A 13,306-nucleotide genomic window follows, 5' to 3' on the forward strand; every position below is an offset into this window, starting at 1 on the left:
GTCGCCGCCAACCTTGTTGCCCAATGCCCCGCGCCGCTTTCACCAGCCGCCCGGGGCATTTTGCGTTTTAAGTGTTTGTATTACTGCTAATCCGTCAAATACGACTCTGCGCTAGGGCATACGAGTGTAGGCTTAAGTTACTGCCTTTATAGTAACTAGGCAGCGCAAGACATATACATCTTATGTGTCTGCCTGTGAGCCGATGCATTGTTTCTCGGTTATAGATAGTGGAAGTTGACGTTTCTTATCCGCCGCTTTATCTGACTGCCTCGGCCATCGGCTTAACAGTTGAAGCAGACTATCTTGTGGTTGTTGTGAGTCAGTCGGTTTGATGGGGTGCGCCAATACCTGATATGCGCATGAGGCTTTGAAAGCGGATGTATTCTTTTGTATGTGATGACCATGCTACAAGGATTCTATTTTTCAGTCATGGCTCAGTCATAGCATTGAAGAATAAGCATTGACACTGTTCAAATTCATCTGGAATTTCGGCAATCTTGCTGTTTTTGCAGCGATTGTGATTTCCAAAGCTTTAGAGCTACTCTAGGCTACCATTTGCCCAACTGTATTGTATGAAATCTGTCCAGGCTTACTTCTTTGCCCAGTTTTACCGGACCAATTCATAGAAGCGAATTAGGTGCGTATTTTTGTTTGATTATTTCTTATTATATAATCTTAAATTAGTGATTGGTGCAAGTCTCTCCCGCACGTTATAGTCGTAGTATTGATTGGATTACAGTACTGCTTTATGCATTACTTGTTGGATTAGGGTGGGTTTGCATTTATGCTTCTAGTTATTCGCCTGATGCTCCTGCTAATCCACTGAAAAGTATGGGTTTTGACAAACTGATGGCATTTAACTGGTTCAAACAATTGCTGTGGATTGCTACAGCGGTGGTATTGATAGTGGTGCTACTGGTAGTGGATTACAAAGCCTACGACACCTTTGCTTATGCGCTGTATGGTGGGATGATAGTGCTACTATTGGTGACAATGGTGATAGCACGTCCAATTGCGGGGTCAAGGTCTTGGTTAGAATTGGGGCCGGTTCGTCTGCAGCCAGCTGAATTTGCCAAATTCACCACTGCTTTAGCTGCCTCACGATTTATGGCCAGCATTAATCTGCGATACCAAAATTGGCGGGACCAGTTGGTGCTAGCTGGCCTTACTTTATTGCCGCCACTGCTGATTGTGGCTTCGAATGAATCTGGGCAAGCGCTGGTTTTTGGGGCATTGTTGCTGGCGTACTTTCGAGAAGGTATGTCACCGCTTATTTTATTGCTGTTAGCGGTAGCAGGTATTATTTTATTATTGGCCTTGCTGGTGCCGAAGTTATGGCTGGTTACAGGGTTCACGTTGATATTAGTAGGTGTTCTGGCTTTGAATCGGCGCGTGCTGCGCCATCATTTGATTTTGGCATTGGGTGTGTGGTTGGCAGTGGTGGGCATGGTGGTAGGGGTAGATTTTTTCTACAATAATGTACTACAGCCCCACCAGCGGCAACGCATTGAAATACTCATCAATCCTTCTTCCGACCCATTAGGCAAGGGTTGGAATGTGACTCAGAGCAAAATTGCTATTGGTTCGGGAGGATTGTTAGGCAAGGGTTTCTTGCAAGGGACTCAGACGAAGTTTGATTTTGTACCCGAGCAGAGCACCGATTTTATCTTTTGCACGGTGGGGGAGGAGTTCGGCTGGGTTGGAAGTCTGGTTGTCATAGCGCTTTATCTGACGTTGCTTTGGCGGATTATTTACGTGGCCGAGCGTCAAAAAACAGTATTTGGAAGGACTTATGGGTATTGTGTGGCATGCGTCCTTTTTTTTCACATCACTGTGAATGTGGGTATGACAATAGGATTGGCGCCAGTAGTGGGCATTCCGTTGCCCTTTTTTAGCTACGGGGGGTCGTCGCTGTGGTCGTTTACCATCCTGCTTTTTAGCCTGCTGGCATTGGATGCCTACCGCAAGCAGGATTTGTTGCGCTGATGATTGGCGGGCGGGTACCACGCTGGGTATGGAGTGTATTGGTGTTGGCACATGGGCTGGCTTTGGCCTGGACGCTGCAAACAGCTAACTGGAGCTTTCCTGATTCGGATAGATACGTGCAGGCTGCACTGAATTTGAGGGAACATAGACAGTTATATGCGCGTCCGTGGCCTGTAGCGCCACCGGTAGGGCAAGCGGTACAGGAGTTTTCAATTCGAACTCCGGGTTATCCAGTCTTGATTTTAGCACTGGCAGGTGAAGGTTCACGACCGGTGGTCTTATTGATGTTTCAAAACTTGTTAAGTCTGTTTGCTATTGGAACGGTATTTTGGGTTTGGGCCTGGTGGGCCCGGCCTTGGGGACGGCAATGGGTTTGGGCCGTGTTGTGCGCGCTCACGTTTCCTGCGCAACTCATTTATGCCAATGCAATAATGAGTGAGATTATGCTGCAAGCCGTGGTGCTGGCATTGTTGGCGGCTTGTCTAGCCTATATCAAAACGCTGAAACTGATTTATTTCTTTGTAATAGCTGGTACTGTAGTTACAGCGCTGCTGCTTAAGCCCGTATTTTATCCTTTTGCGGGGTTTGTAGGTATAATGGGGCTAATTGAGGCGTGGCGTATGAAGCATTGGAAACCGGCGCTGGTGGGCTTGCTTCCGGTGTTGGCTGTGGTGGCATATATGGAGTGGAACTATCAGCGAACGGGCTACTTTCACTTTTCCAGCATTACGGATATTAATATGCTGCATTACAATGCGGCAGGCGTTGTACGACAGTTGAATGGCCCAGAAGCTGAAGAAGCCTGGGTTGCAGGAGTGCTGCGCGAAGCGCACAGGCAACCTGATTTTGCGGCGCGACAGCAGCTAATTCAGCAGCGAGCAGGTGCCGTGCTGCGAGCACACTCGATAGTATATGCCAAGCAGCATATACTAGGCATGGTGACTTTTTTCCTTGACCCTGGTCGTTTTGACCTCAGTGAATTCATGAATTTAGCACCATTAGCAGGAGGGGGGCTATTGGCACAGGTGAGAACTGGGGGCTTATGGGCAGCAGTACAGCGTTTGCCATGGGGCTTGCTGGTGGGATTGGGGGCTGTGCTATTGGCCAATGCCGGGCGGCTGGTGCTGGCGGTGCGTGGCTTTCTGCGCTTGCGTGGCGGGCCTGGCTGGGTCCATTATGGCCGCTGGGTAGCATTTGGGCTGCTAGGCTACGTGGCCTTGCTAACAGGACCGTTGGGAGCGGCGCGTTTTCTGGTGCCCGTATGGCCACTACTGCTTGGATTAGCACTGGCAGGCATCAAAAGCCGCAAAAATGCTGTTCCGCCTACGCCTGCAACAGCCGCCGCCAATGAGTAAAGGCCAGCGCCAGCATGGCACAGAAGGCCGGCGCCGCTAAGTATCCCATCCGGCCAAGGTCACCGGAGAGAAGCATGTGTGCTCCTACAACAATAAATAGCCCAAGCTCAGCCTTGCCTATGCTGGCAAAAATAACGGTATATGTTGGATTTCGACGGGACTCAATCCAGCGGGCTAGAATCGGAATCAGTGTGAACAAACCAAATATGCTGAGCAACTCCCCAATGCCTTTGGGGGAGCAGGCCCGGCGAATCGAATACAGTAAGTTGTCTGCGTGAGCCAGGGCATTGGAAACAGATTGGGTAGCAGGTGCACCCAAGTGGCTGTCGATAATGTAATGCACCATAAACAAGACGGCCAAGCCCGTGCTTAAGGCCAGCAACTGCCGAGGCCAGGTAAGCGCCGGCCGGCCAAACCACAGTAGCCACGGCACTAAAAAGAAGAAGGATTCTTTGGCCAATGGTCCAAGGAGCAGTGCTGCTATCAGCGCCCATGCACCACCTACACCCCGGCGCACACCGTAGTAGCCCAGGCCAAAAACCAATAAGTAGAGGCTGTCGGTAAGGGGAAGGCCGGCAGCGTATTCGGCCCATCGGCTGCTGAGGACGGCTATCATGGCGAGTACTGCCGCTTCAGGTGATGCGCCAGCCTGGCGGGCGCCATTGAACCAACAGGCGCCGGCGGCCGCTAGTAATAAGCAATTGACTATGTAAAAAGCGAAGCGCAAAGGCCATTGGCCAGCCGGACGTTGTGGCCACACCTTGCCGTATACCTTTGCAACTGGGGCCGCCACTACGGCCGCAGCAGCGGGCACTAGTATGCGGTAGCGGTGCGTGACCCGGATGCTATCGAACTGACCGGCTGCCATCCGCAGGTAGCTGCGCGTATCCGGTGAATGCGAAAAATCGAAGTGCACGTACATCGGGTATGCCAGGTTGGCCAGCGTGGCTAGGGCTAGCAGCCATGGCAACAGCCAACGACGGGCCTGGGGTCTAAAAGAGAGCCCCGAAGAAGCGGAACTAGGCAAATTTGCGCTCAATGAGTTTGAGCAACTTGTTGACATGTTCTTCCTTGCGGCTCCAATCGTAGCGCTGTGAAAGGTCGCCGGTGACGTAGGCGCGGGCTTGGTCGGCGGTGGGCAAAGAATCAAGGTGTTGAATGGCAGCGTGATAATCCATGTTTTCGCCACCAAAAAGCTCGTTAATAAAGCTGAAGCGTTGGTTGATGGAAATGGCTTCGCGCAGGGTTTCAACTTTAGGGCCCGACCGTTCAGCCAGGGAGGCCGGGACGGCCGCACTACGAAGCGTCTCGGCCAGTGCGGGGGCGGCAGGCTGGGTGGCTTTCAGCTTTTCGTGCAAGGGAACGTTAGCAAGCTCGGTAGCTGGCAAGGGGCGCGCTGGTGCCGGGGGGGGCATTACCATTGGCTGTTCGGGAGCAGGAGCGGGTGCAGCAGGTTGTGGAGTAACGGTAGCAGCAGGTGCCACGAAGGTTGGCGGTGTTACTGGCACAGGGGCTTCCGGTGCAACTGGGGCAGTTTCTGGCGTTGGTGATGTCGGCGCTGAAACGGGCCCGTCTTCCAATAAGTCGGCGGTGGTGAGAGGCAGCAATGCGCTGAGCTCAGTCACAAGGCGCTGCATGGGCTGGTGCGCTTTGTAATTGGCAGCATGGTACAGCTCGAAACGATGGATCAGGAAGTCGTGGCTGAGGTCGTTGCTTGCTGGCAGGCTATCGACGAAGCCCTGATAAAATGGCTTGTCGATATCAAAATAGCGCAGGCCATCGCGCAGGCTTGCCAGCGTAGGTTGCTCAGTGGAACCAAGGAGCAGACGTTGGAAACTGCTGACTGGGTCGGCTACAATGCCGAGCGCATCGGCAGCGGCCTGGGCCAGCAACGGCTCGAAAATGGCGCGACTTAGGCTGATATGGCGGGAGAGCACATTCATGAACTGCGTTAGCGCTGTTTGTACAGGCGCGGCTTCGAAATCGAAGTAGGGGCTGCGCAGGCGAGCCGTTTCGGCCTGCCACTGGCCCAGGAGCTGCCGCATCACCAGCAGATTGAGCTGGCGAATTGGGGTGAATTTGAGCACGGCCGGGCCGTCGAGTGTCGCAGCGGCTTGAGCGCCGAAGTACTGGTCACAGAGCCGGGCAGCCAGGCGGCGGCCGTAATGGGCGCACTTGGTGGGGCTATATTTGTCGTTCATAAAAAGGCCGTTTTTCGGTGGCCGAAGTTAGGCACAAATGCCCCTGCTAACGATTGAAAACTTGCCCGGTGCCGTAGTAGACGTGCCTGCTGGTGCCAATTTATTGGCGGCCCTGCAAGCTGCCGGACACGACTGGATGCACGCCTGTGGAGCCAAGGGCCGCTGTACCACCTGCCGTTTGCAAGTATGCACCGGCTTGGAAAACCTGAGCCCGCTCACGTCTGCTGAACTGCGTTACCGCACTGCTGGCCGCTTGCGAACCGATGAGCGGCTGACCTGCCAGGCCCAACTGCCCACCGGTGATGTACTGGGCCGGGTGCCCGAGGCCACCCAACTGCCTCACCTGCGCTACCTCGCCAACGACGTATAGTGCTTTCATCGCTCAGTAGAAATCCTGGCTTCGCAAGCCATTGGTTGTGTGTAAATAACCTCCAAAGGCTGGCCGGCAAGCTTGAGGCAACCCGACGCAGGCCGTACTTTAGAGGTTCCGTTTGGGAGCTGCTGCTCCAATTGTTCACCTGCTTATTTCCTGCTTGTGTTTATAGAACCCCGCGTCGGCAATCGCCACAATGCTCCGCGCCGGGGCTGGATTGAAGTAGTGTGTGGCTCCATGTTCTCGGGCAAAACCGAAGAGCTGATTCGCCGCCTTACCCGTGCCCGCATTGCCCGGCAACGGGTCGAAATTTTCAAACCTGCCCTCGACACCCGCTACCACGCCGAAGACGTAGTGAGCCACAACGCCGCCCGTATTCGCTCGACACCGGTGGCCATTGCCTCCGAAATTCTACTACTCGCGGCCGGTTCCGACGTGGTCGGCATCGATGAAGGCCAGTTTTTTGACAGCTCCTTGGTAGATGTTTGTGCGCAACTGGCCAACAATGGCACCCGTGTCATCGTAGCTGGCCTCGATATGGATTACCTCGGCCGGCCCTTTGGCCCCATGCCAGCCCTACTGGCTACGGCCGAGTTTGTGACGAAAGTGCACGCTGTATGCGTATGCTGCGGTGAAATTGCTTCCTATTCCTATCGCATCGCAGCCAGCGAAAGCCAGGTACTGCTCGGCGAAACCGATTCCTACGAAGCGCGTTGTCGGCCCTGCTTTCTGGAGGGCATGCAGGTGAAGGCGCCCAACCCGGCAGCCAGCTCCGCGGCTGCGCACTAAATGGCGGGCTTGTGCGTTGGCACAATGGCCCTTCTGGCTTCCGTTTTCCAATCTTGTGTTCTTGCTGAGCGTATGCTTCACCTCTTCCGTTTTGTGCTTGGTCTCGCCGGGCTATTGCTGATTACTACGTCATCTTGGGGGCAAAACACGGCCGGTTATGGCGACTGGCAGCTCCACTTGCCCACCAACCATCCCTTGCACCTAGCAGATGCTGGCGACCGGGTGTACGTAGTGACCGAAAACTCCTTTTATTTTCTAGATAAGAACCAAAACACCACCCAAACGCTGTCGAGCCGCGACGGCCTGAGTGATGTGGGGGTGGTAGCAGTAGCCTACGATTCTGTAACCAAGCAGACGGTGTTGGCTTATAAGAATGGCAACATTGACATTCTACGTCCCAACGGAAGTGTGCGTAATTTGGGCGATGTGTTGCGAAAGCTGAGCCAGGGCAGCATTCAAGCGGGTGATGCTCCTATAAAGCAATTATCCATTGCAGGAGGAAAAGCCTATCTGTCGACCAGTTTCGGGGTTGTTGTTATTGACTTGGCTAAACTCGAAATCAGCAATACCTATACGAATATTGGGCCGGGAGGCAGTGTGGTTACGGTGTATGATGCGACGTCAAACAATGGCTATCTGTACTTGGCCACGTCCGCCGGCCTGATGCGAGGACGGCTAACTGATAATTTGCTTGACTACAATAGCTGGCGTATTTATACCCCTACCGGCCCCGCTGCAACGAACGGGTCGACGTATCCATTCGTGGTTTCTTATGGCAGCCAAGTTTATGCAGCTGCTGGGGGCTCGGTGTATAAATATGCCCTCACTACTGACAACTGGGTATCAGTAAATAATACTTATACAGGTCAGTTTCGCAAGCTGCGTACGACCGGAGCTGGTGTACTTATCATCAACGATGACTACGGGGTACGCCTTATTAATCGCAATGAAACATTGTCGACCATTATACCGCCTGCTGACATCCTTATAGATGCTGTGCGAATACGTGATGGGAGCTATTACCTTGCCAATTATTACAAAGGCCTCCAACGGATTAAGTTGGGTGCGGGTGGAATGCTGGAACTGTATGCCGCTAATGGTCCAACTAGTGCATATGCTTTTAGCTTGCTAGCTGATGCACGCAGTAATAAGGTGAATATTTTTACCGGTCAATACTCCGAACGCTACTTCCCTTCCGGGCGAGCTGAAGGATTTTATGAGTATGCGGCTGGGCAGTGGACTAATTTCAACTCTCAGGCGTTTCCCAGTCTCACCGATTTCCCCAATCCTACCAGTCCAGTCCGCGGCACTCGTACTCCTAATGGTACACTATATGTAGCCAACTACGGGGGCGGCTTATTGGAATGGAACGCACCCGGTAACTTCCGGCTGTTTGGCGAAGGCATTCCGGCTGGTAGCCCACTCTTTGGTACATTTGGACTTGGTAATAGCCGGGTTGAAATCACGGACTTATTGGCTACTACCGAGGGCAAAGTTTGGGTTGTAAACCGTCACATGATACCGCGTATTTCGGGCCTGTCTCTGTTTGACCCAAGCGCTAATACATGGCAAACAATTCCTTATGTAGATGGGCTCGATGCGCTGGAGCGAATTGCCTTGGATGACAACGGTTACGTTTGGGCATCGGTAGCGCGTAAGTCGGACCGAAGCAACGGTACAAAAGCCGCGCTGGGAATATTCGCCATTGACCCAACTAACACCAACCCGCCACGGTTTTTCACTAGCTCATCCGGGCTGCCTTCGGAAGAGATTTATGAGCTGGCCAAAGACCGGCGGGGCTATATCTGGGCGGCCACTATCAAAGGCGTGGCTGTTTTTAATGACCCTAGTGGCCCATTTTTGTCGCAGCTAGGATTCAGCCTGCCTATTGTGCGGCGGGGCGATGGTACCGGCTTTCCTGCGTTGTTCAGTGAATCTGTGCGGTGCTTGGCTGTAGATGGTGGCGACCGCAAGTGGTTCGGTACCGACAATGGTCTGTGGCTCTTCAGCCCTGATGCTGATGAGGCCTTGCTCCATTTCACTACCGATAATAGCCCGCTGCCCTCCAATCGCATTGTGGACGTGAAAGTGAACGACAAAACAGGTGACGTGTGGGTGGCGACCGATGCTGGGGTGGTCTCTTACCGGGGCTCGGCCACAGTCACCGAAGGTGCACCACACTGCTCTGCCGTATTTCCCAATCCCGTCCGGCCCGATTTTGCTGGTACCGTTGGCATCAGTGGCCTGGCCAACAACGCGCTGGTGAAAATAACCGACGTGGCCGGGCACCTAGTGTACGCTACCACTGCCAGCGGTGGCACAGTGACTTGGAACATGACCAATCCAAGTGGTGAGCGGGTGCGCTCCGGTATCTACTTGGTATTATCGTCGGATGCCGATGGCAAGAATGGCTGCGTAAGCAAAGTGGCCGTACTTAGCAAATGAGGACTAAAGCCCGCCGGCTTTCCTCATTCCTCTTTTCCAGCTATGCTAATTAAAACGCGGGGTATCGTCCTCAGCTTCCTCAAATACCGCGAAACCAGCATTATTGCCCGGGTGTACACCGAGCGACTGGGGGTGCAGAATTACATCGTGAACGGTGTGCGAAAGGCTAAGCCGCCAGGACGCATTGCCCTGTTTCAGCCCTTCACGATGCTGGAGCTGGTGGCCTACGTGGCGCGGGGTAACAGCGGCCTTACCCGACTATCGGAGTATCGCTGTGCCGAGCCGTTCCAGACCTTGCCCTACGAGGTGCAAAAGAGCAGTGTCGTCCTATTTCTTTCCGAAGTGGTGAGCCGGGCCGTGCGCGAGGAAGAGCAAAACGAACCGCTTTTCCAGTTTCTGCACGATTCTATTTTGGCCTTTGACCGCGAAACTGTAGGGACCGAAAACTTTGCCCTGACGTTTTTGCTGGAACTGGCTACTTACCTGGGTTTTGGCATCAGCTCTGGGGGCGAATTGACCGACCAGGTAATTATGGCTGGTCATGCCGCGATGACACAGGGAGTAACGGGGCCGCCTACGCTGCGTCTGCGTGAGTTCGACGGCTACTTTGATGAACTGCTGCGCGACTCTGCCACCAGCACTATCCCCAACGGCCGCGTGCGCCACGAGCTACTGCACGTGCTCATTCGCTATTACCAGCTGCACGTGGAGCAGATGGGCGAAATTCGCTCCTTAGATATTCTATCAGAAGTGCTGAATTAGTGCCCGTAATAGCGCAGCCGAGGGGCGACCCGCGTGCAACAATGCGGGCCGTTTCGGCTGCGCTCTGAATAGACTAGAATTGGATGAGTGATTCTCCACGGCTATTTAAAGTCCACTAATTCTACTTCGAAGCGAAGCACAGAGTTAGCCGGAATATCGGCACCCATGGCTCGGGGACCATAGGCCAGCGGCGAGGGAATAAGCAGTACGGCTTTGCTGCCTTTGGTGAGCATGGCAATGCCCTGGTCCCAGCCCTGAATAACCTGGCCAGCCCCAAGCACAAAAGAAAAAGGGTCGTTGCCGTGCTTGGCCGAGGCGTCAAATTCCTGGCCCGTGGTCAGGATTGTGCCGCGGTAGAGTACGCGCACAGTCTGGCCTTTTTTAGGCGGCAGGCCGGTACCAAGCTTCTTGATGATATAATAGGTGCCACCGGGCGTTTTGCGGGCTGTGGCATGGTTCTTTTTCAAATAAGCTTGAATGGTAGCATCATCCTTTGCTGTTTGAGCTGCTGCCAGCAGTTTGCCCTGCTTGATGTTTTCTTCCTGGGCTTTCTGATGGCGGGCATTCATTTCGGCCATTGTGACCAACTCGCGGGCACTGGCCAGCACCACCAGTGTATTACCGCTTTTTTTGATAAACGGCGGCACCGGCTGGCGGAATGTTTTGGCAAAGATGGTATCGGCCGGAAAGCGGAAGATGGCGCTATCGCCGGGCAATAGCAGGCCCAAGGCTTCTTCCATGCCACCAGGCGCAGTCTGCGCGGGTAATGCCACCGGCTGGGGCAGTGGCTGCATCAGGCGAGAGTTCATCAACACCGAGTCGCGACCGGTACGAAACTCCATGAAAACAGTGAGCACCTGCCCAGCACGGCTGGCATAAGGCGCGTCGGTAGGCGCGAGGGCGCGGGGCTGGTAGCGTCCGGCGGCGTCTTTTCGAAACAGCCGGTACTCGGTGCCCGTGGGCAGGCGTGAGAATTCGCCGCTCGAAGAGGTTTGAGCGAATGCCGGATTAGAACAGGCAAACAGGGCGCAAAAAGCAGTCAGCAAAAAGAGCTTCATTTTGGTCAGATTTCTTCTAAACAGTATATTCTTGGCTGCACAATCAGCCTGCTAGCAGCGGCAGTTACCGCACACTCACAACCAATAGCTCAAAAAGCAACTCGGTATTGGGTGGAATTAAAAAGCGGGTATCGTCTTCGGGGTCGGGTACGCCCTTGGCGCCGTAGGCCAGGGCGGCCGGTATCCAGGCCCGAACCCGCGAGCCTACGGGTAGCTCCGGCATCAGTTCATCAAGCCCCGCAATTACCTCCTTGCGTCCCACCCGAAACCGCAGTGGCCCGCCCGATGCCGCCGAGGCATCAAAAATGTGCCCATCGGGCAGAAAGCCGGTGTAGCGCACAGCTACACGGCTGCCAGGCGTGGGCAAGGCGCCCGTGCCACGCTCCCAAAACACAAAGCGCACCCCTTGCTGCGTGTATTGCAGTTGGTGGTGCGCCGTGTCGGGGGGAATGTTGGTGGGAGCCACTGGCTGCGGCATTACCTGTGCAGTGGCAGGCCGAGCCATTAGCAAAACAGCTGTGGCCAGCAGCCCTGCATATTGCCAGCTATGCCGGTAGAGCTTCATTGGGGCGGGTACGCTTAGTAGACGTCAAGGATTTCGACGTCAAACATAAGGGCTGCATCGGGCGGGATATTCGAGTTGCCAGCTGGGCCATAAGCCAGGCGCGACGGAATGAGTAGCAGTTTACGGTCGCCTTTGCGCATCAGCAGCAGGCCTTCGTTAAAGCCAGCAATGGCACCGCTGCCCGCTGTGAAAACTGCGCAGCCACATTTGGAGTGGTTTTCAGTAGAGTTATCGAAAATGGACCCAGCGGGGTACAACGAATTACCGTACGAAACGGGATAGCCCGACGATTCGGGGTGGGCACCGTTACTCAGAAAACGGCCGATGTACTTTACGCTCACTTGCCGGCCCGTTGTAACAGGCGTACCCTGGCCATCCACGAGGCTCACTACGTAGAGGCCCGAACTGGTACGCGTGGCTTTGTCCAGCAAGTTGTTGCGCACCAGGTAATTGTGAATGGTGTCCTCGTCAATGATTTTCAGCTGGTTTTCGTGGTCGGCCAGTTGCTTCTGGTAAGTGGTTTGCGTGTTGCAGCTCCAGATGGCTGGCGCGGTCAATAAGCCCAGGGCCAACCCAAAGTAGCGGAAACGAAGCAAAGATTTTTTCATGGCGAGAAGGATAAAAAGATTCCGGCCAACGGTGGAGCAGGCAGTTGCGCCGCACCGCCCGTTGGCCGGAATCAGAGCTAATTAAAGGCTATTGAACATCAACAAGTTCCACCTCGAAGCGCAACGGCGAATTGGCGGGAATGTCGGTGCCCATGGCGCGGGTACCGTATGCCAGCGGCGAAGGAATGAGCAGAATGGCTTTGCTGCCTTTGTTGAGCAACGAAATGCCTTCGTCCCAACCCGGAATAACGGCGCCCTGGCCGATGGGGAATTCAATTGGTTTGCCGGCTTTGGCAGACGAGTCAAACTCCTTGCCGCTGAGCAGCGTGCCCAGGTAGTTCACGCTCACGCTCTGGCCGCTTTTGGGCGTAGCGCCCGTGCCGGGCTTTAGTACTTGGTAGTAGATGCCGGAAGGCGTCTTCTTCACGGTCAGGCCGTTTTTCTTGATGTAATCCTGCAGCAGTACATCTTCCTTCTTCATCTGCTCTTGCACGGCGGGCGTAGCCAGCATTTTGGCTTGCGCGTCCTTCTGGTCCTGCATCTGCTTCTGATACTCCGGCGAAGCCATGCGCTGCTTCAACTGAGCGGCGCTGGCGCGCTTCTGTAGCTCGGGCTGCATGGCCTGAGCTTCGGCTTCGGTGATTAGTTTAGGCTCGGTGGCTACGTACATCAGCACCACGTTGCCGCCCTTGCGCAAGAACGGGGGCACCGGCTGGCCCGATTTCGGCTTAATGAGCGAATCGACCTGGAAGCGAAACACGCCGCTGTCGCCGGGCTGGAGCAGGGACAGGGCCTCATCGGGCATGCCTTTCTGTTTCAGCTCTTTCAGGGGTAAGGGAACAGCCATGCCTACGTCGCGGCGGGTGTTTTGCAGCACTGAGTCCTTGCCGGTGGTGTAGCGCATGTGGCCGAGGAGGAATTTGTTCAGGCGGTCCTTATAAGTCGGGTCGCCGTCGGGGCTGATTTCGCGGCGCTCGTAGCTGCTGCCGACTTTTTTGTAAATCTTATACTCGATGCCTGACTTAGTCTTGGCAAACTCACCCCCGTCTTTGTTACAAGCCGTGAGGGAAGCGAAGCTCAGCACGCCGGCCGCCAGGGCCAGCTGCCGCGCAGAGCGGGAGGAAAAACGCATGAAAATGTTAAAAGTGAAGAGTCAGAAACGGT

12 protein-coding genes are annotated in these 13,306 nt (G+C 54.5%); 6 read left to right on the plus strand and 6 right to left on the minus strand.

Annotation, left to right across the window (positions count from 1 at the left end):
- The first annotated feature begins 690 nt into the window (after positions 1-690).
- Both rodA and J4E00_RS22065 read left to right on the plus strand, forming a co-directional pair.
- A complete protein-coding gene (gene rodA / locus J4E00_RS22060; protein WP_208177453.1) occupies positions 691-1,986 on the plus strand; it encodes a rod shape-determining protein RodA in 1,296 nt (431 codons plus the stop codon).
- Between the two features lie 236 nt (positions 1,987-2,222).
- On the plus strand, positions 2,223-3,341 hold the full coding sequence (locus tag J4E00_RS22065) for a hypothetical protein (RefSeq protein WP_208177454.1): 1,119 nt from the start codon (positions 2,223-2,225) through the stop codon (positions 3,339-3,341).
- On the opposite strand, the gene J4E00_RS22070 is transcribed toward J4E00_RS22065, so the two are convergent.
- Positions 3,310-4,311 carry a hypothetical protein gene (locus J4E00_RS22070; protein WP_208177455.1) on the minus strand — a complete coding sequence of 334 codons (1,002 nt, stop codon included), beginning with the start codon at positions 4,309-4,311 and terminating at the stop codon, positions 3,310-3,312. The genes J4E00_RS22065 and J4E00_RS22070 overlap by 32 nt on opposite strands.
- A gap of 49 nt (positions 4,312-4,360) precedes the next feature.
- Positions 4,361-5,542, minus strand: a complete 1,182-nt coding sequence (locus J4E00_RS22075) for a hypothetical protein (RefSeq protein WP_208177456.1) — start codon at positions 5,540-5,542, stop codon at positions 4,361-4,363.
- Between the two features lie 37 nt (positions 5,543-5,579).
- Between J4E00_RS22075 and J4E00_RS22080 the strand changes: the two genes are divergently transcribed.
- The 4 genes from J4E00_RS22080 (at position 5,580) to recO (ending at position 9,911) form a co-directional block, all read left to right on the plus strand.
- Positions 5,580-5,912, plus strand: coding sequence for a 2Fe-2S iron-sulfur cluster-binding protein (locus J4E00_RS22080; RefSeq protein ID WP_208177457.1), 333 nt, complete (start codon positions 5,580-5,582; stop codon positions 5,910-5,912).
- A 165-nt stretch (positions 5,913-6,077) separates the two neighbouring features.
- Complete coding sequence (locus J4E00_RS22085; protein WP_208177458.1) at positions 6,078-6,704, plus strand: thymidine kinase; 627 nt, start codon at positions 6,078-6,080, stop codon at positions 6,702-6,704.
- A gap of 93 nt (positions 6,705-6,797) precedes the next feature.
- Entirely contained in the window at positions 6,798-9,149 is a 2,352-nt protein-coding gene (locus tag J4E00_RS22090) for a hypothetical protein (protein WP_208177459.1), read from the plus strand.
- A 42-nt stretch (positions 9,150-9,191) separates the two neighbouring features.
- Complete coding sequence (gene recO, locus J4E00_RS22095; protein WP_208177460.1) at positions 9,192-9,911, plus strand: DNA repair protein RecO; 720 nt, start codon at positions 9,192-9,194, stop codon at positions 9,909-9,911.
- A gap of 101 nt (positions 9,912-10,012) precedes the next feature.
- Here the strand turns inward: recO and J4E00_RS22100 are convergent, their stop codons facing one another.
- From J4E00_RS22100 to J4E00_RS22115, 4 genes are all read right to left on the minus strand, one after another.
- Positions 10,013-10,969 carry an FKBP-type peptidyl-prolyl cis-trans isomerase gene (locus J4E00_RS22100; protein WP_208177461.1) on the minus strand — a complete coding sequence of 319 codons (957 nt, stop codon included), beginning with the start codon at positions 10,967-10,969 and terminating at the stop codon, positions 10,013-10,015.
- Positions 10,970-11,033: 64 nt separating this feature from the next.
- Positions 11,034-11,534, minus strand: a complete 501-nt coding sequence (locus J4E00_RS22105; protein WP_208177462.1) for an FKBP-type peptidyl-prolyl cis-trans isomerase — start codon at positions 11,532-11,534, stop codon at positions 11,034-11,036.
- 14 nt (positions 11,535-11,548) lie between these two features.
- The gene (locus J4E00_RS22110) at positions 11,549-12,142 is read right to left on the minus strand and encodes an FKBP-type peptidyl-prolyl cis-trans isomerase (RefSeq protein ID WP_208177463.1); all 594 of its coding nucleotides are present in this window, start codon (positions 12,140-12,142) and stop codon (positions 11,549-11,551) included.
- Between the two features lie 88 nt (positions 12,143-12,230).
- A complete protein-coding gene (locus J4E00_RS22115; RefSeq protein ID WP_208177464.1) occupies positions 12,231-13,274 on the minus strand; it encodes an FKBP-type peptidyl-prolyl cis-trans isomerase in 1,044 nt (347 codons plus the stop codon).
- Positions 13,275-13,306: the final 32 nt, after the last annotated feature.

It is taken from the genome of Hymenobacter negativus (assembly GCF_017571495.1).
Lineage (GTDB): Bacteria > Bacteroidota > Bacteroidia > Cytophagales > Hymenobacteraceae > Hymenobacter > Hymenobacter negativus.

What these genes read in the sequence shown, in the direction of transcription:
- J4E00_RS22075 (WP_208177456.1), bottom strand. Translation starts at nt 5,542, where the DNA reads ATGAACGACAAATATAGCCCCACCAAGTGCGCCCATTACGGCCGCCGC.
- J4E00_RS22080 (WP_208177457.1), top strand. Translation starts at nt 5,580, where the DNA reads ATGCCCCTGCTAACGATTGAAAACTTGCCCGGTGCCGTAGTAGACGTG.
- recO (WP_208177460.1), top strand. Translation starts at nt 9,192, where the DNA reads ATGCTAATTAAAACGCGGGGTATCGTCCTCAGCTTCCTCAAATACCGC.
- J4E00_RS22100 (WP_208177461.1), bottom strand. Translation starts at nt 10,969, where the DNA reads ATGAAGCTCTTTTTGCTGACTGCTTTTTGCGCCCTGTTTGCCTGTTCT.
- J4E00_RS22105 (WP_208177462.1), bottom strand. Translation starts at nt 11,534, where the DNA reads ATGAAGCTCTACCGGCATAGCTGGCAATATGCAGGGCTGCTGGCCACA.
- J4E00_RS22110 (WP_208177463.1), bottom strand. Translation starts at nt 12,142, where the DNA reads ATGAAAAAATCTTTGCTTCGTTTCCGCTACTTTGGGTTGGCCCTGGGC.
- J4E00_RS22115 (WP_208177464.1), bottom strand. Translation starts at nt 13,274, where the DNA reads ATGCGTTTTTCCTCCCGCTCTGCGCGGCAGCTGGCCCTGGCGGCCGGC.